General features: G+C 71.8%; 11 protein-coding genes and 1 riboswitch. Of the genes, 4 read left to right on the forward strand and 7 right to left on the reverse strand.

Features of this window, described 5'->3' with window-relative positions; translation table 11 throughout:
• Window positions 1-13 precede the first annotated feature (13 nt).
• Window positions 14-2878 (forward strand): BTAD domain-containing putative transcriptional regulator, encoded by a 2865-nt coding sequence (locus ABZ738_RS19105; protein WP_131053147.1) that lies wholly within the window; start codon window positions 14-16, stop codon window positions 2876-2878.
• Window positions 2879-2971: 93 nt separating this feature from the next.
• Here the strand turns inward: ABZ738_RS19105 and ABZ738_RS19110 are convergent, their stop codons facing one another.
• Window positions 2972-3310 carry a hypothetical protein gene (locus tag ABZ738_RS19110; RefSeq protein ID WP_131053148.1) on the reverse strand — a complete coding sequence of 113 codons (339 nt, stop codon included), beginning with the start codon at window positions 3308-3310 and terminating at the stop codon, window positions 2972-2974.
• A gap of 423 nt (window positions 3311-3733) precedes the next feature.
• Between ABZ738_RS19110 and ABZ738_RS19115 the strand changes: the two genes are divergently transcribed.
• Window positions 3734-4435, forward strand: a complete 702-nt coding sequence (locus ABZ738_RS19115; RefSeq protein ID WP_131053149.1) for an alpha/beta hydrolase — start codon at window positions 3734-3736, stop codon at window positions 4433-4435.
• A 62-nt stretch (window positions 4436-4497) separates the two neighbouring features.
• Complete coding sequence (locus tag ABZ738_RS19120) at window positions 4498-5334, forward strand: alpha/beta hydrolase (RefSeq protein ID WP_131053150.1); 837 nt, start codon at window positions 4498-4500, stop codon at window positions 5332-5334.
• Between the two features lie 104 nt (window positions 5335-5438).
• Here ABZ738_RS19120 and ABZ738_RS19125 read toward each other — a convergent pair whose 3' ends face one another.
• The 6 genes from ABZ738_RS19125 to ABZ738_RS19150 form a co-directional block, all read right to left on the reverse strand.
• Entirely contained in the window at window positions 5439-7274 is a 1836-nt protein-coding gene (locus ABZ738_RS19125; RefSeq protein ID WP_131050898.1) for a hypothetical protein, read from the reverse strand.
• Window positions 7267-11742 carry a DUF6603 domain-containing protein gene (locus ABZ738_RS19130; protein WP_131050896.1) on the reverse strand — a complete coding sequence of 1492 codons (4476 nt, stop codon included), beginning with the start codon at window positions 11740-11742 and terminating at the stop codon, window positions 7267-7269. The genes ABZ738_RS19125 and ABZ738_RS19130 overlap by 8 nt, the downstream gene beginning before the upstream one ends.
• A gap of 2 nt (window positions 11743-11744) precedes the next feature.
• Window positions 11745-13019 carry an MBL fold metallo-hydrolase gene (locus ABZ738_RS19135; RefSeq protein WP_357214845.1) on the reverse strand — a complete coding sequence of 425 codons (1275 nt, stop codon included), beginning with the start codon at window positions 13017-13019 and terminating at the stop codon, window positions 11745-11747.
• Between the two features lie 33 nt (window positions 13020-13052).
• Complete coding sequence (locus ABZ738_RS19140) at window positions 13053-15296, reverse strand: LamG domain-containing protein (RefSeq protein ID WP_357214848.1); 2244 nt, start codon at window positions 15294-15296, stop codon at window positions 13053-13055.
• Window positions 15293-15478, reverse strand: a complete 186-nt coding sequence (locus ABZ738_RS19145) for a hypothetical protein (RefSeq protein ID WP_131050892.1) — start codon at window positions 15476-15478, stop codon at window positions 15293-15295. The genes ABZ738_RS19140 and ABZ738_RS19145 overlap by 4 nt, the downstream gene beginning before the upstream one ends.
• A 65-nt stretch (window positions 15479-15543) precedes the next feature.
• Entirely contained in the window at window positions 15544-19122 is a 3579-nt protein-coding gene (locus ABZ738_RS19150) for a hypothetical protein (protein WP_357214852.1), read from the reverse strand.
• A 492-nt stretch (window positions 19123-19614) separates the two neighbouring features.
• A riboswitch (SAM riboswitch) is annotated at window positions 19615-19732 on the forward strand.
• Between the two features lie 52 nt (window positions 19733-19784).
• On the opposite strand from ABZ738_RS19150, the gene ABZ738_RS19155 reads away from it, so the two are divergent.
• Window positions 19785-21014: an aminotransferase class V-fold PLP-dependent enzyme gene (locus tag ABZ738_RS19155; protein WP_357215230.1), complete on the forward strand. Its 1230-nt coding sequence runs from the start codon at window positions 19785-19787 to the stop codon at window positions 21012-21014.
• Window positions 21015-21017: the final 3 nt, after the last annotated feature.

The raw sequence follows: 21017 nt of genomic DNA on the forward strand, positions 1-21017 counted from the left end.
TAGACCGCCCGCGATGCTGATGGGTGCCGGAAATCCGGACGACGGTCCACCCGTACGCTTCGCCGTGCTGGGCCCGGTGCAGGTGTGGCGCGGCGAACGCGAGGTCGACCCGGGATCACGCCAGCAGCGTCTGATCCTCGCGCTGCTCCTGGCCCGCGCCGGCCGGCCGGTCGGCATCACGGACTTCGTCACGCTGTTGTGGGACGAACGCCCACCCCGTAGCGCGGTGAACATCGTCCACCTTCACCTGGGCTCCCTGCGGCGGCTGTTCGAACCCGACCTGCGCCCTCGGACACCCGGACGGTGGCTGGCGAGCGACGCGGCCGGCTACCGCATGATGGTCGACGCGCACGGGCTGGACCTGCTGCGCTTCCGCGACCTGGTGCGTCGGGCGCGGGAAACCGACGACCCCGCTCAGGCGCTGACGACCTACGTACAGGCACTGGAACTCTCGCGCGGGCCGTGCGGCGGCGCTCCGGACCTGCTCAGTCGTCCGGTCGCCGACTTCGAGTCGGTGGACGACGAGTACGCCGACCTGGTGGGTGAGGCCACCGACCTGGCACTGCGTGCGGGAACGGCCCGGCTGGTGCTACCGATGCTGCGGCGCGTCGCCGCGCAGCGTCCGCTGGACGAAGCCGTCCAGGCCAGGTTGCTGCTTACGCTGTCCGCAGCCGGGCAGCAGGCCGAAGCGATCGCCCTGTACCAGGAACTCCGGAGCCGGCTCTCCGACGATCTCGGGATCCATCCGGGCCGCGAACTCCAGGAGGCGTACCGGACGGTCCTGCGGCACGGGGCCCCCGAGATGGCGCCGGGTCGGCGGCCCGACGAGAGCCCGTCAGCGGGCGGCTTCCTCGTCAGTCCGGCCCAGCTACCGCCGGACCTTCCCCACTTCACCGGACGCCAGGACAGCCTGCGCCGGGCGCTCGCGCTCATCCACGGCCGTACCGCCGCCGGGGCTCTGCGCATCGTCGTCATCGAGGGCATCCCCGGCGTCGGCAAGACCAGCCTGGCGACCCACCTCGGGTACCGGTTGGCCGACGAGTTCCCGGACGGTCAGCTCTACGCCGACCTCAGGGGCCTGGACCCGGACGCCGCGTTGCCCCCGGGAGAGGTGCTCCAGGCATTCCTGCACGCGCTCGGCGTCCGTGGCCCGGACATCCCGACCAGCGACCTGGCCCGGTCCGGGCTCTACCGCAGTGTCCTGGCGGAGCGTCGGGTGCTGATCGTGCTGGACAACGTCCGCGACGCCGACCAGGTCCGGCCTCTGCTCCCCGGTGCTCCGGGAAGCCTCGTCCTGGTCACCAGCCGCTACTGCCTGGCCGGTCTCGCCGCGACACACGGGGCGCACGTGCTCGCGCTCGACGTCCTGCCGGACGACGAGGCGCGTGAGCTCGTGGTCTCGCGGGTCGGGTCCACGCATGCCCTGGCGGACCGGAAGGCGTTGGACGAGATCGTCGACCGGTGTGCGGGGCTTCCACTGGCACTGGCCGTGGTGGCCGCCCGGGCTCTGGCCCATCCCGAACAGCGGCTGTCGGCCGTCGCGGCCGAACTGCGCGACGCCCAGGGCGGCCTCGACGCGTTCGGCATCGAGGATTCCGACAGCGACCTACGGGCCATCTTCTCCTGGTCCTACCGTGGCCTCAGCCCGTCCGCCGCACGCCTGTTCCGTCTGCTGGCCCTGCATCCGGGCCCGGACGTCACCCTGCCCGCCGCGGCGAGCCTCGCCGGCCTGGCCGTGCAGGATGCCGGCGACGTGGTCGAGGAACTGGCGCGGAGCAGACTCGTCACGGAACGCCGGTCCGGCCGGTACGGCGCCCACGATCTGATCGCCGCGTACGCGCGGGAACTGCTGGCCGGCGCCGGCTCCGACGCGGAGCGTGACGCGGCGGCGGATCGGCTGCTCCGCTACTACCGGCGTGCCGCCCACGCGGCCAACCGCCACATCAATCCCGAGATCGATGCCGAATCGCCCGCCGCGTACGACGGGGTCGTCGACGAGAACCCGACGGACGCCCGGGAGGCCGTCGAATGGTTCGCCGCCGAACGGGACGTGCTGAAAGCCGTCATGCGCCAGGCCAACGACAGCGGTCGGGTGTACGACGCCTGGCAGTTGGAGCTCACGGTGCAGGGCTTCTACCAGCGCGACGGGTGGTGGCAGGAGTGGGCGACCGTGGTGCGCGAATGCCTGGACGCGGCGGAAGGCGCCGGCGACTCGGCAGGTACGGCGAACATGCTGCGCAGCCTGGCCGGCGCCCGCTTCTACCTCGGCGACAGCGCCGCAGCCCTGACCCTGCTCGACCGTGCTCTGGCGATCTTCGTCGAGCTGGGTGACGCGTCCCGGGAGTCGCTGACACTGCGCAACCTCGGCGAGGTCAGTTTCGCGGTCGGTGACCACGATCGGTCCGTCACCTGTCTCCACCAGGCACTGCGTATCGCCGAATCGCTCGGCGAGCAGGTGGCCCAGGTGGACGTGTTGTCCCGTCTCGCCGACACGCAGTACGAACTCGGCGACCGCGCGGAGAGTTTCCAGACCATCGGCCGCGCCCTGGCCATGAGCGAGCAACTCGACCACGGTGTCCGCCGCGGCCAGTGCCACCTCCGGCGCGCGAACCTCTATCTGCGCGAGCGGCGGTACGCCGAGTCCCTGGCGGACTTCGCCGCAGCCGACGAACTGGCCGTGGCCGTCGGCGGCCGGGTGCTCAGGGTCCGGGCGAATCTGGGTCTGGGGGACATCGCCTATGCGATGGATGATCGGCCCGCCGCCCGGACGGCATGGCTGGTGGCGTTGAGCCTGGCCAACGACACGGACCGGGATCAGGAGGCCGCGATCCGGCGCCGCCTGGCGAAGCTGCGCGACGACGCGCCGCCGGACGTGTAAGGAGGGGTCCCCTGCTATACACGAGGCGTTAGCAGGGGACCCCTCCTTACACAACTCCAGCAGCGCTGCGGCGGGCAGCGCCTCAGCGAGCGGTCAGAACGAGTACGCCCGGAAGGACTGGTACTTGCCGGCGGTGAAGGTCCGGAACGTGCCGAGGTTCCACTGGAGGCCGGTGCAGTTGGGCCCGCTGAAGGCGCTGACCTGTTCGACGATGCGTTCCCCGGTGAGCGACGCCGCGGTCGGCGGCATGGCCAGGCAGGTGCCGTCGGGCTCGGCGACGTGCAGCAGCAGCGTGGCGAAGGTGCCCTCGAAGATGCTCAGCCCCGAGGGGGGTACCTCGACGGCGGCCTGCGCGGGCTGAGCGTGCAGAGCGACCGTGGCGGCGATGCCGGCCACGGTCAGGCCCGCGACAGTACGAATTCTCCGGCCCATGGTGGTGCCTCCCTGGATCGATGTCCGTGCGGTGTGGTGTGAGCGCGCCAGGTCAGCCTTTCGCGGGCTCATGGAGATCGGCAACGGTGTGGGTCGATGACTATGTAGACAGAAAATGACGACCCGTGGCGTGAACTTCGTTCGGCGGCATACGTAGCCCGGCGGCGGAGGGTGCCGGGGCATCGGTCGAATGACCTAACCGAGTCGTCCGCAGCCGTCGACCGCCCGACGAGGCGCGCCGGCCGACAGCGACCAGCAGGAGCGGACGATTCCGGCGAAAGGACTCGGCTTCCGGTCGTCCTCCGCGCCGCACCGTTGCTCACGGCAGGCGGATGACTGATTCGGTGAGCGGCCCGGGAGACGACCGTGGACCCATCGACGGCGCCGTTCGTGCCGTCACCGCCCACGTCGAGGAGACAGCCCATGAAGCCCACCATCGTCCTGGTCCACGGCGCCTTCGCCGAGTCCGGCAGTTGGAAGGCAGTGATCAGTCGGCTGCAGGCCGCGGGTCACCGCACCATCGCGGCCGGGAACCCGTTGCGGAGCCTCTCCGGGGACGCCGCCGTGGTGGCCGACCTGCTGGCCACGATCGAGGGTCCGATCGTGCTGGTCGGCCACTCCTACGGGGGTGCGGTCGTCTCCAACGCCGCGACCGGCAACGACAACGTCAAGGCCCTCGTGTACGTGGCCGCCCTGGCTCCGGAGAAGGGCGAGAACGTGCCGGACCTGACCGGCAAGTTCCCGGGCGCCACCCTCGGCGAACACCTCCACGAGGTGCCGCTGCGCGACGGCACCGCCGACGTCTATGTCCGTCCGGAGAGTTACCACGAGCACTTCGCTGCGGACCTCACGCCGGAGCAGGCGGCCCTGGACGCCGCCACCCAGCGGCCGTTCCACACCACCGCCCTCAACGAGGGCTCCGGCGAGCCGGCCTGGAAGACGATCCCGTCCTGGTTCATCTCCCCGGAGCGGGACCTCGCCATCCCGATCGCGGTGTTCCGCTTCATGGCCGAACGCGCCAACGCGCGGGAGGCCGTGGAGGTCGCCGGTGCCTCGCACGCGCTTCCGGTGTCGCAGCCGCAGGCGGTGGCCGACGTCATCCTCCGCGCCGCCGCTTCCGTCTGACCACTCCGTCCGTACCCGAGACCCGGCCCGCTCGGGCCGCTCCCGATCGAGAGGATCCACCCATGAAGATCAACCTTCCGTTCCTGTCCAGGCGCATCGCTCCGTGGACGGCCGTCGCCGCCGGTGTGGCGGTGGCCGCGCTGGTCGCCGGCTCCGCGCAGGCGGTGGCGGGGCACCGGCCCTGGGCCAAGCCCACGGTGGTGCTGGTCCACGGCGCGTTCGCCGACTCGTCGAGTTGGAACGGCGTCATCACGCACCTGAAACGGGACGGCTATCCGGTGGTCGCCGCCCCGAATCCGCTGCGCGGCCTGCACGCCGACGCCGAACACCTGCGCAGCGTGCTGGAGAGCGTGCGGGGCCCGATCGTGCTGGCCGGTCACTCCTACGGCGGATCGGTGATGAGCGAGGCCGCCGACGGCGACACCGACGTCAAGGCACTGGTCTACATCGCGAGCTTCGCCCCGGAGCAGGGGGAGAGCACCTCGGCTCTGGCCGCGAAGTTCCCGGGCGGACAACTGGGCCCGGCCCTGGACTCCGTGCCGGTGTCGATCCCCGGTGCCGGTACGGGCACCGACCTCTACATCAAGCAGGACCAGTTCCGGCGGGTGTTCGCGGCCGACGTCCCACGGAAGGTCACCGACCTGATGGCCGTCACCCAGCGACCGATCACCAGTGCCGCGCTCGACGACACCGCCACCCGGACGGCGTGGAAGTCCATCCGGTCCTGGTTCATGGTGACCACGCAGGACCTGGCCATCCCCGCCGACTCGATGCGGTTCATGGCCAGGCGTGCCGGGTCGCACACCGTCGAGATCACGGCCTCGCACGCGGTCACGGTCTCGCAGCCGAAGCCGGTGGCCGACCTGATCGACACGGCGGCCCGCGCCACCACGCGCTGACCGGCCCACGCTGTTCGCGATACCCGTGCAGTCCGGCGGCGCGCTGGGGTCAGCGCGCCGCCGGCCGCGTGCCGGGCCGCCCTGCCGACGTGGGGCCGCCCGGTTCACGTCAGGAAGGTCACCCGCTCGGCGGTCTCGGTGAGCTGCAGCGCCAGATCGCCCGAGCCGAGTTCGGTGGGGGCGACCCCGAGCGCGTCGGCGATCGCCGCACCCAACCCGGCCACCGGCACGGTCCGCAGCGCGCCCAGCGGCAGCGGACCGACCGGCGTCGGGGTGGCCGTCACGCCACCCGGGGCCCGCAGTGTCTTGCCGATGGTGCCGTCGCCGAGTTGCTCGACGGCGAGGTGCTGGCCTTCCGGCGGTTGGTGCAGGTCCAGCCGGGCAAGCTCCCCCTGGAAGAGGCAGAGCAGTATGTCCGGCGTCAGCCGCGCGGTGCGCCAGGGCGTCAACCGCCGGGTGCCGGCCGGGTCGGCGTACGCGTCGACGAGCAGCCCCGGGTAACCGGGCACGACCGCCGACCGGATCAACGCCCCGGTCACCGTCGGGAACTGCAGCGGCGGCGGATCGTCGGCGTCCCGCTGCGCGTCGGCCGGACCGAGCCGCCCGATGCTGGTCGCGCCGTCGACGAGGTGTCGGATCCAGCGTTGGTCGAGTCCGACGAAGCGGATGCTCTCCGCCGGGAGCAGCTTCTCGTCGGGCAGCAGGTAGGGCAGGGGCACACCGTCCAGTTGCGCGAGCGCGCGCAGCCAGGTGAGCAGACCCTCCGGCATGTCGGTGTCCGCCGCCGGCACGACCAGCGGGTAGTCGACCGGAACGGTCTGCTTGGCGGCGATGTCCCGGCGACGCCGCCAGGTGTAGAGGCTGCTGCTGATGTCGGTGCTGCGCAGCGCGAGCAGCCGACCGAGCTGCCACGCCGCGGCATGGCTGACGTCGAACATGCCGACGTCGGTGTGCAGCCTCAGCAAGGCGTCCGCGCTGCGGGCCGGGGTGACCGGCCCTCCGTCGGTCGCCCCGGTGCTCAACGGTCCCCGGTACCAGCCGATGCTGCGGCCACCCTGGCGCAGCCGGTGCCGCAGCGGCACCAGTCCCTGGGTCAGGAACCCGTTCGCGGTCGCGTTGCCCACGTCAGGCAACCGCAGGTCGCCGCCGTCGGAGGCCAGATCCCGCACCAGTCCGGGAAACGAGTGGTCGGCGCTGACGCAGGCGAACCGCCAACTGGCCAGGCTCACCAGCGGCACGGTGGAACCGCCGGTGCCACCCCGGCCCGGATGCGGCAGGTCGAGCCCGGGGGCACCGAGTCCGTCGGCCCGGAACCGGTGCTCCAGCGACACCAGGTGCACCGTGCTGGTCGTACCGGCGCCGGGCAGTCGGTTGCCGACGACCACCGCCGCGTCCGGGTCGGCATCCGGCCCGGTGCCACCCCGGACGTGGGCCAGCAGCCGCAGCTCGGCGTACGCGGGCATCAGGCTGGTCAGCAGAGCGGCGGGTACGTCGATCACGGTCACCGGGTCGTCGGCGGAGTCGTGTCGCTCCAGGGCGGTCGCCGGCTCGGGCAGTCTGCCCTCCCGGGTCAGCGCCCCCACCGTGGTGGTCCGTGGCTGCGGCTTCTCGTCCTCGTCGAAGAGCAGCAGCGCCAACCACGGCGGACGGTCGTCGCCGCCCCCGCCCGGATCGCGTTCCCAGGGCAGTGAGGGCCGGTCGAGCACCACGTGCGGCAGCACGTTGCCGTGGTCGCCCAGGCTGCCGTCGGGTGGGAAGACCGCGCGGATCGCGGTCGGTGGCAGGGCGAACCGGTCGCCGCCGACGCTGAACCGGCGGCTGGTGCCGAACGACTCCGTCGCGGAGCCGACCGCGACGGCCTGGGTCACGGTGATGGCGTAGTCGCCGGCCTCCAGTGCCGGGCGTCGGTGCGCGGCGAACGTGACGGTGTTGTCAGACATGAGCGGCCACCCGGGGGATCTCGTGGAACTGGCTGGTGTCGAAGCCGGTCAGGTCGACCGACGCGTCGGGCAGCAGGGCGGCCCACAGGTCGGCCCGGGCAGCGGTCACGGTGGGCGCCGCCATGCTGCCGACGATCAGCTTCGCGCGTTCGGCGTCGCTGCCGTCGAGATCCGCCACCGCCGCCGGGGCACGCAGCCGGATCGCGTCGGAGACCTCGAACAGGGCCGTGTCGGCCTGCACCGCGCTCCGGTCCAGCCACGCCGGCTCGGGCGTCACCGTCGGGCGGGGTGTGATGGTGTACCCGGTCAGCAGATCCGGCGTCAGTGCCGGATCGGTCGGTGACGGGGTGAGCCGGCCACCCCACAACGCGTTCGGCAGCCGCTTGACCACCGGCCGGTAGTCGAACTGGTCCTCGGCCGGGACGCCGTCACGGGTGATGGTGATCCGGTGGGTGGCGGTCGCGTTCCCGACGGCCACCCCCATCGGGCCGACCCCGAACCGGGTGCTGCCCGCGTCGGCCGGCAACGCCGCCTCGGCGGTGCCGGTGCCGCGCCTGCCCCTGCTGCTCGGGACGCTGCTGTCGGTGCTCAGCACCAGCGTGGTCGGGTCGACCACGCCCAGGTCGTCGTCTGCGGCGTCGGCCGCCGCCCGATGGCTGTCGCCGCGCAGCGTGACGCTGACCAGTTCGGCCGGGGCCGGCAGCAGCGTCGACCGGAAGCTGGTCCAGGACAACGGCGTCGGGCCACCGCCCCGGTCGGCGCCGAACGAGATGCGGATCGACGTGACGTGCAGGTCGATCGTCGCGGTGCCGCCGAAGTCCGGGCCCCACAGGTCGACGTCGGTGCCGACGTGCAGGTTGATCGTGTGCGTACCGAAGAAGTGGTACGTGTACGACGCCCCGATGCTGACGTGCAGCGACGCCTCGTAGTGGTACGGCTGCCACGAGATCAGGAAGTCCATGGCGGCGTCGAACCAGGCGCGCAGCGACCCGTCCTGGTAGACGGCACTGAGCCCGCCACCGGCCATCAGGGCCCCCGGGGTCAGCGCGTAGTACGCCGACCCGGACATGCTCAACTGTGGCGAGACCTGCCAGGAGAACCCGAGCCGGGGCACGGTCGGGTAGTGCGCCGGCACCGGGAAGTGCGGGTGATAGCCACCGGCGGTCAGCACGAAGTCCCCGGAGTGCTCGCCGGCGAACCAGGTCGAGAACGCGATACCGCCGACGAGGTGACAGGCCCGCGACAGCAGGTAGGAGTTGCGCGTCAACTGCGCCTGCACGCCCAGGAACCCGTCGTCGGGTACGAAGCTGGCCCGCAGCGCCAACTGCACCTCGGCGACCGGGGTGACCGCCTCGGTCCCCGGCGCGCGGGCCGGCAGGGTCAGCGTGGACAACCCGAGCACGTCCAGTTCGAAGCGGTGCCCGAACGTCGCCGCGACCAGCACGAACGAGTCGAGCATCTCGAACGAGCTGACGTGCACCCCGGCGGTGAGCAGGATGTCCCCGACCGACGGGGGCAGCCACGTGGCGAGGCTGCGCAGCTCGGCACCGAGGCTGGTGCCCGGCGTCGCGGCTCCGGTCGCCTCCGCCACCAGCGGGAACGACGCCACGTCGTCGACCGGCGGCAGGACCAGACGCCGGTGGTAGCCGAATCCGGCGGCGATGCCCCGGACGTGGAAGAACGGCGGCCCACCGACCGGGGTGTCCAGGTACGCGTAGACGAAGACCGACGGCCCCGCCGGCAGTTGCGCGTACGCCCCGATCGCGGCCAGCGACAGCGACTCGGTGCGCAGCTGCGCCATGCCGCCGTACGCGGGATAGCTGACCCCCTCGTACTCGATCTCCGACCGGAGGAACGCGCCGGTGATGCTGACCGGGCCGGCAGCGTAGGACAGGCCCATCCCGGACAGCCCGAACGACGGTACCGAGAGCGGGTCGGTCAGCGAGATCCCGACCTCGAGCCCGTCCAGGGAGAGGGTGAGGCCGGCGACGGCGACCGACGCGTCCAGCAGCAGCGCGAGGCGCGGATCCTGGCCGTCGTGCTGCCGGAAGGCGACGCCGACCCGGGCGAGCTGGACCGGACCGAAGGCGCGCTGCACCGGGAGCCAGGAGGTGTTGTCGCCGGTGACAGTCTGCTTCGGTGGCGCGGGTACCGGCCCGGCCGGCGGGTTCGCCGTCCCGTTCACCCCGCTGACCGGCACCGACACCGGCTCGCCGAACGGTCCCAGGCGCAGCGTCCCGTCGACGGTGAACCCGGCCGGCAGACCTGCTGCCGGCAGCGCGGGTATCTCCGCCGGCAGCAGCGCGTTCAGCGCGGTGACGTCGGCGGCACCGAGCGCGGCGGTGGCCGCCACGACCCGGAGCAGGTCCATCCCGATCGTCGTGTCGCCGGTGAGATGCTCGCCGACCACCGGCAGGTCGGCCAGGTCGACCGTGAGCGCGAGGTCGACCCCGAAGACGTACGCCGTCCCGGTCCCCTCGACCGGCCGGGTCAGGGCGAACAGCAGGTGCCGGGGGTCGACGACGATGCCGTGCGGCACATAGCCGGCGGCGGTCGGGGAGACCGCGCCGACGAGGGCACGCACGTCCGGCACCGGATCGCTGGAGGCGTGAGTGTACGAGGCGGCCAACCGACGGGCGGTGGCGTCACCGGCCAGGTGCAGGTCGAGCTGCGGGTGGAACGTGCTGCCGTCGCCGACCGGCACCGCGAGCGCGATCAGCCCGTCGAAGGAGCGCTGCGCGGTGTCGACCGTGACGGTGATCGCCACGTCGGTGTCGTCGACCGGGAACCGGGCCTGGCCGGTGACGAAGACCCGCTGGGTGCCGGTGGAGACGTCGACGCCGAGATTGTCGATGGTCAGGTCGGCCAGCGGCGCCGGCAGGGCGAGGCCGTCGAAGCGTTCGGCCAGGGACTCCACCGCCGGCCCGATCGGGATGAGCTGGCCGGGTCCGGTCTCGCCGGTGAACTCCCACTTCCGGTCGGGGGCCGGGTCGTAGTCGGCGGTCATCGTGACGGTGACGTCGTCGATGACGAAACCCGCCATCGCCTGCATCTGTGTACCGGTGGTGTCGTGGTCCAGATCGAAGGTGAGACTGGTCAGCTCGACCTGGTCGGTGAGGAACCAGTTGCCCGCCACCACGATCTCGCCGCCGAACGTGGTGCCGGTCGTGCCGACCGGCAGGTTCACGTCGGCCTGGAACCGGGTGATCGCCAGGTCGGGCAGGTGACCGGGATCGGCGCCGGTGAAGTGCTGGTAGACCTCGCGGATCCGCAGCGGCGCGTCGCCGTAGAGACCGCCGCCGAGGTGCCGTGACCTCGGGTCGGCGACGAGTTGCAGGGTGCCCTCGTCACCGATCCCGAGCAACCCGTTGACCAGGAACGACGGCGTCGCACTCGGGCCCGGTCGGTCGACCCGTACGGTCAGCTCCAGGGCCTGCAGTTCCAGCAGGTCGTCGACGATGACCCAGTCCGCCTCGGCGCGGACGGTCAGCGCGATGTGGTTGATCGACCAGGTGCCGCCGCTGTGGGCCAGGCAGACCACCACCTCGCCGAGACTGATTCCGGCGTCCGGGTCGATGTCGAACGGCAGGGTCAACCGGTCCAACCCGGCGAGGTCGGCGACGTCGTCGAGGGTGAGCGCGCCCAGTCCGCTGAAGTCGGCGGCCAGGATGATGTCGTTGTCCCAGCCGGCGACCTGGGCGGAGAGCAGCACCCGGTGGCTCTGCCCACCGGTGCGGACGTCGATCGCGCCGGTGAGGACCAGCACTGCGACGACCTCACTGTCGGCGGTGTGCAGGTTGAGGTCGGGGGTGCCGAAGATCTCGTACCGCAGGTCGGTGACGTCGAACAGGCCGAGGGGGAGGGGCTCCCCGTCGGCGCCGTAGAGGATGACGCTCGGCACCGTGGGGTGCGGCAGCGGGTAGCCGTCCGGTGCGAGGGTGACCATGGTGATGTCGCCGACGACCGGGTGTGTCGTGCCCGGGAACAGCAGCGCGATGGCGGCCATCTCGCTGGTGATCCGCAGGTCGCCGGTGAAACGCATCGCCGCGTCGGCCGGATCGGGCGTCGGGTCGTCGCCGGTCGGTGCCAGCACCGCCGTGTCCAGCGTCATCAACGGTCCGGTGAAGCGCAGCGTGGCCAGCAAGGTGCCGGCCAGCGCCGGGAAGGTGTCTGCGAGCGACCAGGTCGGCGCGCCGGTGGCGGTGACCCGTACCCCGGTGACCGTGTCCGCGGCGAGGGCGAAGCGGGCGGTGACCGCCAGCCCGGCGAACGGGCCGGGTGCGCCGGTGCCGTGGACCTCGACCGCGTCGGCCTGGTCGACGCGGACGCAGTCGGTCAGGGCCAGTCGGCCGGTGGGCAGGAAACGGCCGAGATAGGTGGCGTGGTCCGCGTCCAGGCTGGACAGCGGCAGGTCGAGCCGGCCGGTGGCGACCGTGGCCAGCAGCGTCTCCAGGGTGTGCCGATTCATGATCAGGCCGTCCAGGCGATGTCGAGGTTGCCGTGCGACCCGGTGATGTACACCGGGACCGGGATGTCCATCTGTTGGACCTTGTACCGGCTCACGTTCATGTCCCAGCACCATCCCTTGTGGGCGGTGGCAGGGACGCGGCCCGTGAAGTTGTCGATGTACTTCTCCACCGTGGGCCAGGCCGGCAGGTGGTGCGAGGTGCTGCCCTCCCGGGCCGCGCTGATGATCGCCTCCGTCTTGGGTTTCACCACGTCCAGCAGTTCCTTCGAGCCTGACGTGACCTTGCTGCCGTGGTGGGCGATGTGCATCACGTCGACCCCGGTGATCCGGGTCTTGGTCGGTGCGGCGTACTTGCCGGCTGCGATCAGGTAGTGCTCGGTGCTGGTGGTGGCGTCACCGCAGAGCAGCAGCTTCTTCCCGTGCGCCTCGATCAGCAGCACCAGGCTGGCGCGGTTCCTGGCCTTCTTGGTGTCCTTGTCGGTCTTGTAGTCGTGCGCGACCCCACCGGCGAGGATGGTGACGGTGCAGGTCGGCTCCGCGATGATCCGGATGCCGCCCTTGTCGTCGAGACGATCCACCTGGTCGCCGGCGGTGGCGGCGACCACCGCCGTGCCGTCGAGCGTGATCTCGCCGCGGACCACGCTCTGGTCGGACGGATCGACCTCCAGGTTGTGCACCACCTTGAAGATCTTCGTGGCGTCGGCCATGTGTTTTCGGAGCCAGTCGATGGCGCCGACGTAGTCCTCGCTCTCACCGCTGTGGTAGACCCGCCCCACCGTCATCTTCCGACCGGTGCGGTCCTCGTCGAGCACGGACGTCAGGTAGTTGTAGTGGTCCTCGTCCGGATGGGTGAAGACCATGACGTCGATCGTGCTGCTGCCCAGCAGATAGCGGGGCACGTTCAGGCTGTTCCAGATGTACTGCGCGTGCGCCTCACCGGTCGTGGTGTCCAGGGTGGTCGAGCCGCAGTCGACGAGCACCGTCTTGCCGCCGGGCGTCTTGAACACGATGCAGTCGCCCTGCCCCGACCGCAGGAACGTGGCGTAGAAGTTCGTGTCCGCGCGTGCCCCCACCACCGCCGGCGTCGATCGGGTGATCGGCTCCAGCGTCGTGGCCAGTTGCAGCAGCTCCACCGCGAGCTTCGCCGCGACGGCCGCCTTACGGTCGGCGTCGGTCATCGCCTTCTTGGCCTTGACGTCCTTGCGTTCGGTGTTCTTGGGTGCCTTGCTGGAGTCGGTGGTCTTGCTCGTGGTCCGCGTCCGTTTGCCGTTCGGCATCGTGCCGTGCTCCTCCGCTTCGCTACCGGTGACCTAGAACGGGAAGCGCCGTGCCAGATCGAGCAACCGGCGCAGGTCCGACTCACCGATGCCGGTGGATCCGAGACGCAGCGAGGTGAACGACGCGGTTCGGGCGAAGATGTCCCGCAAGTCGTCGGAGCCGGTGTTGCCGTCCTTGAACAGGAAGCCCTCGGGACGGCCCTCGATCCGGTGCCAGAACTTGTTCGCGTGATGGAACCTCAGGCTCGGAAAGGTTCCCTGATTCGCGGGGACATCCGCCTGGAACAACTCCAGGAACACCTGCTTACCGGCTGCCTGATCCCGCCGTTCCACCCGGAGATGACCCTCGCCCCCGCTGACCGCGACCTTGTCCACCCGCATCGACGTGAACACGCCCAGGCGGGCGAAGATGTCACTCAGGTCGTCGCTGGTCGGCGGTCCCCACTTGAACATGAACCCGTCGGGGCGGCCCTCGATCCGGTGCCAGAACTTGCCCGCGTGGTGGAACCGGATACTCGGATAGGTGGTCACGTTCGCCGAGGTCTCCGACTGGTACAGCTCCAGGTAGATCTGGTTGCCGCCGGTCTGACCCTCCCGGCGCAGCTGCAGGTGCTCGGTGGCGGCGCGCACGGTCAGCTTGAACGGCGCGGCGACACCGCCCACCGCGACGTTGGTGCCGCTGAACAGCAGCGGGCTCCGCTCCACGTCGACGCTGACGAACCCGTCCTGGAACCCGGGGACGTTGCGGTACGACAGCACCACCGGCGCGTGACCCGGCGTGGTCAGCCCGTGGACCGGCCCGATCCCCAGCTCCAACCACTCCTCGGCGGCGATGGTCGTGTCCTGCTTCGGGGTCAGCGTCCACATCGCCCGCTCGTCGTCGATCAGCTTGTCGACGTCCCACGCCACACCGGTGGCACCGGTCAACGCCACCTGCACCGCACCGACCTGACCGGCCGTGGTCAACGCCCAGTCCCGGGTCTCGTTCGCCAACTGCACGTCGAACGAGAGGACCAGCGCCGACGCCCGCTCCTTGCCGACGGTGGCGGAGCCGGCCAGTGCGATCGCCACCCGACGGGAGACGTTGGCCACCCGCAGCCGCAGCGAACTGGTGCCCGACCCGTCGCTGAGCACCCGGTTGCCGCCGACGAAGGCGACGTCCAGCGGGATGTCCGGTCGACCCCGGTGGTTCACCACCTCCAGCGACTGCTGCCGGGTGCCGACGATCTCGCTGGTCTCACCGGTGTAACCGAGCCGCTGATAGGCCAGTTCGACCCGGGTCACCCGGGTGCCGTCGGTGCCGTCCGCACGCAGCCCGGTCAACGGCAACTCGACCGACGCGGCGGCCGGGACGACCGCGTTCGCCGGACCGCGCAGATACAGCTCCGTACGGGCCTCGTTGGCGGCCAGCGCCCATCCGCTCGCGGCCAGCCCGACCGTACTCGCCGGGGCGATCGTGCCCGGCCGGAGGTTCAGCGTGAAGTGCCGGTTCGTCACCGACGGCGCGCCGCTCAGCGGCCAGAGCGTGATGTCGTGTCGGGACGAGTTGGTCACGCGCAACGTGAGCGTCTGGCTGGTGGCGGCGTCGTCGATGTACAACACCGGCTGCTGGTCGACGTTGGCCAACTCGAAGTCGAGCGGGTGGGTGCGGACGAACGACGTCACCGGCGACTCGTCCACCGCCATCAGCTCGGTGACCTCGGCAGCGCTCAGGGCCGTGCCGTACAGCCGTACCGCAGCCACCGACATCGGCTGGTACTGACTGGCGTTGCCGGGTGGCCGCCCGACCACGAAGCTGCTCTGCACCGTCGGCGGCGCCCCGACGCTCGCCTCCAGCACCACCACCCCGTCGAGGTGGATCCGAAGCAGCGTGGTGTCCCGGGTCACCGCCAGGTGGTGCCAGGTGTCGTAGGTGAACAGGCCGGCGCCGCTGGAGTACCGGACGTTGGTGCCCGGCAGGTCGGCCATGATGCGGCCGAGCACGTTGACGTGCACCCCGTAAAGGTCGCGGCCCATCAGGGTCTGCATGCCCGAAGTCTGGGTGGGCACCCGGAACCAGCCGCACATCGTGTAGGTCGTGTACGGCGGCAGGGGCGCGGGCGAGACCACGGCGTCGCCGACGCCGTCCAGGGTCACCACCGCACCGAACTGGTCGTCCGGCGACACGGTCGGGTTCCCTTCGAGCCGGCCGTCGAGCTGCCCCTTGCCGTAGTCGACGACGACGTTGCCCGGGGCGATGTCGTCGAGCTGCCAGAACAGCAGCGGCTCCGGGCTCATGCCGACCGCACCGGGGTGAGACGGGCCTGCTCGGCCTCGACGGACGGGCCCTGCACCTGCGCACCGGCCTGCCGGCCGATCGTCTCGATCAGTTCGTAGACCCGGACGTACGGCAGTTGGCCGAGCGCCTCCAGGACCATGTTCGTCTGTTCCAGGGACAGGTCGAGGGTGATCTGTGGCATCGGGGTCGCCTTCTCGGTCGAAATGTGGTGGACGTGCGGGAGAACAGGGGAGGCGCGCGGATCGGTCAGACGGTCGGGCGCTGACGCAGGCTGAGCCAGCCCTCGCGAGCGGTCAGCGCGGTGGGGAACGCCTCCGCGAGCTCCGGCGGCTCGGCGACCTCCACCCAGGAGGCGCCGTCGCGTTCGCGCCACGACCAGACCCGGTCCGGGTCGGCCGCCGGTGTAACCAGCGCCGGCGCGTCGGCCTCGGTCAGCACGGGCGCTGCCAGGAAGCCGACCTCCAGTCGGGCCAGCGCATCATGGTGGTGGGCGGGATCCAGCCGGCAGGAGACCGTCGGCAGCACCCCGGTGGTGGCGTGTACCGCCCCGGCCGGCTCCACCAGCGCGGTCAGTGTCAGCGTCGGCAGGTCGATCCCGACGGCGAGCGGCGGGTCGCCGTCCTGCTCGGCCAGCGTCACCACGTCGTGGTACCGCTCGCCCAGGGTGCCGTCCGGCTGCTCCCGCCAGAAGCCGAGCGTGCCGTCGCCCAGCCGCCCGTGCTCGCCCAGCCGCACCGGGAACCGGACGGACGGGTACGCGTTACTCTCCCGACCGACGCGGCGCAGATCCTGCCGGAAGACGTTCCAGTCCTGGTGGATCACGGGCAGCCCCGGCGCCTCCAGATCGAGCGCCAGCCGGACCACCGCCACCGGCCGACCGACCAGCACCGCCCGCGCCCGATGCTGCCCCGGGTCCTCGGGCTCGACCGCGTCCAGCGACTCGTCGAGCCGGGACACGAACTCGGCCAGCCCGTCGGCGCCCAGCCCACGCAGCCGCTGCACCACCGCGCGCAGCCGCACGTTGCCGATCGACCCGACCTCGGTGACCGGCCCCTGCGGGGAGGACTGCCACCACGCCTGCCGTGGGGCGGCCGGGTCGGCGGTCAGGTAGAGCGTGCCGAGCCAGTCCCCGTCCGCCGCGTACACCCGCAGCCCGTCGTCGAGCGGATCGGGCAGCAGCCACCCGCAGACCGGGGACGACTGCGGCAACCCGCTCAGCGCTCGCCCGGCGGCCTCGGCGTCGAGCAGGTCCAGCCGTACCCGCGCCGGCACTGCCAGCCGGGGCGGCATCGCCACCCAGGTCGGCCGGTTCGGCATGCTCAACCAGGTGGTGGTCCGGGGCTTGTCGGTGTCGACGTCGTACCCGATGCCGAAGCTGTCCACGATCCGCAAGCGCCGCACCCGCAGCGCCCCCGCCCGGACCGGGTTGAAGTCGCTCAGCGGCACCGGCGCGTGCCGCCCCTCACCCGCCACCGCCTGCTGCACGAGCGCCGCCAGCGACCGCCCGGCTGGAAAACCCAACGGGTCGGTGATCGGCAACTGACGCACCATCTGCAGCATCACCAGGGCGTCGTTGAAACCACCCAGGCTCTGCGCCAGGTTGCTTCCCTCGTGCGCGGCGAGATGCCGGTACGCCGTCGCGAGCGTGCCCAGCCGCGCGTCGTCCTGCTGCGCCGCGCACCAGTCCAGCAGCGGTCCCGGATCGTCGTCCAGTTGGTCGGCGGTCCACGGGTCGAGTCCCGCCGCCGTCCGCTCGTCGTTCGCCCGGGCCAGCGGTGTCCCGCGCAGGTACCGCATGATCCGGGTGGAGAGCACCGGCCGCGCCGACGCCGACAACACCGTGCTGCCGGTGTAGACGTTCGCCGCCGTGTCCAGCACGTCCTTCTCCGCCCGGGGGCGCAGTTCCCGGTCCCCGTCGGGCAGCTCGTAGTTCGTCGTGACGAACGCCGGGTCGAAGTCCCGCCCGGACGGGTCCAGGTTGTTGCCCGCCCGCGCCGGGAAGAACTCCACCTCCCAGTGCAGCAGCACCGGATGCCACGGCTGACCCGTCCACGACCGCAGCGCGGGATGCTCCGGTTGCCCGGTGGCGAGCTTGGTGGCCAGCGCCGCGAGCAGGTCACCGAGGCGGGTCACCCCGGTCGCGGCCCGCAGGTCGGCCTCGGAGACGGCCAGTTCCACCGCCACGCACGGCAGCAGTCCGTCCGGCTGGTCCGCGCCGTCGCGGCCGTACCGGTCCGACGGGGTGGCCGCCGCACCGGTGAGCAGCACCACCGGTTCGTTCGGCACCTGGTACGGCGTACCCGGGACCTGCTGCAACTCGAACCGGCTCCGCGCGGTGGCCACCGCCGTGGCGTTGACCGTGTCCAGCGCCGACTGCGCGGCCTGCCGGGCGGCCTGCAACCGGTGCGCCAGACTCGTGCCGGTGTCCACCGGCGGCCAACTTCCCAGCCTTGCCAACCGGGCGGACAACGCCGACACCTCCCGCCGCAGGTACCAGCCGACGAGATCCGGGTCCGGATAGTCGTCCCGGGCACCCGGTGGCGGGTACGCACAGACCAGGTACCGGGTCCAGTCCGCGAAGATCCGCCGACGTGCCCCGGTGACCTCGGCCGCCGCCGCGTCGTACGCCGACTGCGCCTCGTTCAGCGCGACCAGCAGGTCGCCGAAGCTCCCCGGCAGCGCCAACCGTTCCCGGGCCTGGCGCTGCGGCACCGTGACCGGCGAACCCTCGTCCCCGCCGTCCAGCGGGTCGTCCTGCCGACGGACCGTCCAGGCCACCCCGGAGGCGACCGTGCCGAACGACGCGGCATGCCGGGCCTGAGCCAGCCGGGCCGGCAGGTCCAACACGCCGCTCTCCAACTCGTCGGCGACGGTCAGCGCCTCCAGCAGCTCCTCGGTCTGCGTCTCGGTCACCCCGGGCAACACCGCGCCGAGGTGCGCGGCGAGCGCCTCGGTGGCGGTGTTCGCCACCCAGACCCCGCTCTCGGAGTCGGTCGTCGGGCCGGGCACCGGCGCCCGCTTCGCCGTCGCGGCGAAGGTCAGCCGACCGAAGCAGAGCATCCGCGCCGGAGCGTCGCCGCCGGTGTCGGCCGGCACCGACCAGTCCAGTTCGTCGGCGATGGTCTGCGGCCAGCTCCGCCCGGCCGCCGTCGCCACCACCGCCAGCAGTTCGTCGTCGGCCGTCTCGGCATACCAGCCGACCACGTCGTAGCGCAGGCCGTTCGGCGGCGGCACCGCCCCGTAGCCGTCGTCGTGCAACCCGAACACGCTCGACGAGTTCGGATAGAACGCGGCGAAGGTCGGCTCGCCGTAGCCGAGCGCGGTGAGCGCGGCCACCCGGTCGGTCGGCGCACCGGGCCACGCCGACAGCGGCAGCTTCCGGCCGAGATACCGCCACGGGCGTCCGGTGGTGCCGCGTGGATCGGCCGCCCGCAGCGGATAGGTCACCCCGCCCCGGTCGACGTCGCCCAGCGCGTCGCTCTCCACCATCCAGCGGTCCTGGGCGCCACCCGGCGCGGTCCGGGTGACCAGCCACCGGTTCGGCACCCGGGGCAGGTCGACGGCGGGCGCACCACCGCCGGTCGCGGCGCCGTGCGTCAACCGGGTCAGTGCGTCCGGCAGAGACCAGTGCAGGTGGATGCCGGCCGGCAACAGCAGGTCCTGCTGGAACGACCCGGGCAGGATCGCGTCGCTGAGGTTGCGCTCACCGAAGTCGGCGTCCCGGCCGGTGCTGGCGTCGACGTACGGCAGGCGGGTGAAGTCGGCGGTCGGTCCGGTCACGGTCCGGTCGGTGGCGAGCCACAGGGCGTCCACCCTGACGGGCACGGCGAGTATGCGCATGGTGATGCGTTCCCCAATGGTTGCGGCGTGGTCGCTGCGGTAACGCCGGTTCACCGTAGGGCAGATCAGAGCGCGAAAGTGTTTCGCAAAGCTGACAGTCGAACCGCTGGTCCGTCCATCATGGAGTGTGCTATCCCGCGTGGTGGAGACGCTTTCCGGACAGTGATCCGTCGAATCACCGACATGCCGCGCCGACCCGCGCTCCCATGGCCGACAGAACAGCGGCGAAGGGGCGCCGAGCCGATCGGCGGCAGGTGACTGTGGTCACTGTGCGTGGTGAAGCGCGCCCGCGCAATCGCGCACCCGGGGCGTCGGATTCACGTCTGCTCCCGAGCCGCCACCCGGACCGGCGCGACGGCGAGCCGACCGGTCAGGCGGGACGAATCAAGGGGCTGTCTCGTGTCGTACGAACAGGGACATGCCGGGTGCCCGACGGGCACTGGCGGGCGGGCTCGCCCGTGTGGCAGCATCGGCAGCGGTCAAGAGTGTCAGCGTCAAGGCCCCGGCCTGCTGACCGGCAACCCTCGTATATCCGCGGTGGGGTGCCTCCGGGTGAGACCAGGCCGTCGGCGATCGCCGGAGGCAAGCGCGGACCCGCACGGGTCCACTGTCACCTGAGGACGAGTGTGCCCACGATCGCTCCTGCCGTGCTCGGCGACGACCTTCCGGTCCGCCTCTCCGACGGCACCACCGTCGCGTACGCCAACCTCGACTACGCCGCCACCGCACCCTGCCTCGTCCCGGTCGCCGACGCGGTCACCGAACTGCTGCCCTGGTACGCCAGCGTGCACCGGGGCGCCGGCCTCGCGTCGCGCCGGTGCACGCTGGCCTACGAGCAGTCCCGTCAGACCGTCGCGGACTTCCTCGACGTCCGGCCGGACGACCACGTGATCTTCACCCGGAACACCACCGACGCGATGAACCTGCTCGCCCGGGCCCTGCCCCCGCACACCACCGTGGTGACCTGGGCCGGCGAACACCACGCGAACCTCCTCGCCTGGCCGAACGTGCACCGCCTGCCGGTGCCCGCCGACCTGCCCGAGGTGACCTCCGGGCTGACCCGGGCGCTGGCCGACCTGGGCGACGCGGGGCCGGTGCTGGTGGCGGTGACCGGCGCCTCCAACGTCACCGGCGAGGTCTGGCCGACGGCCGAGATCGCGGAGATCGCCCATCGGCACGGCGCGCGGATCGCCGTCGACGCCGCCCAACTGGCCCCGCACCGCCCGGTCTCCATGGCCTCCGCCGGTATCGACTACCTGGCGCTCTCCGGGCACAAGCTGTACGCGCCCTTCGGTGCGGGCGTCCTGGCCGGCCGCGCCGACTGGTTCGACGCCGCCGACCCGTACCTGTCCGGCGGTGGAGCCACCAGGCACGTCGGTGACGAACCCGCCGAGGTGCAGTGGCAGACCGGCCCGGCCCGACACGAGGCCGGCACGCCGAACCTGCTGGGAGCGGTGGCACTCGCCGCCGCCTGTGCCACCATCTCCGCCGCCGCACCGGACGTACTCGCTCACCACGAGCAGGAGCTGCTGGCCCGACTGCGCGACGGCCTCGGCGCCCTGCCGCAGGTGGCGGAACTGCGCACGTTCGACGCCGATCACGACCGGGTCGGCATCGTCAGCTTCACCGTCGCCGACCGGCGGGCAGCCGACATCACCCACCGGCTCTCCGCCGAGCACGGCATCGGCGTACGAGACGGCTTGTTCTGCGCCCACCCGCTCAGCCGGAAGCTGTTGGCCGACGCGGCCGTGCGGCTCGGCCGCCCCACCGACGGGTACGCGATCCGGGCCAGCATCGGCATCGGCACGACTGCCGAGCACGTCGACCGACTCCTGCACGGACTACGCCAGGTGATCAACACGCCCCGGGGGCGGTGAGTC

The sequence above is a fragment of the Micromonospora sp. NPDC047793 genome, from assembly GCF_040642635.1.
Taxonomy (GTDB): Bacteria; Actinomycetota; Actinomycetes; order Mycobacteriales; family Micromonosporaceae; genus Micromonospora.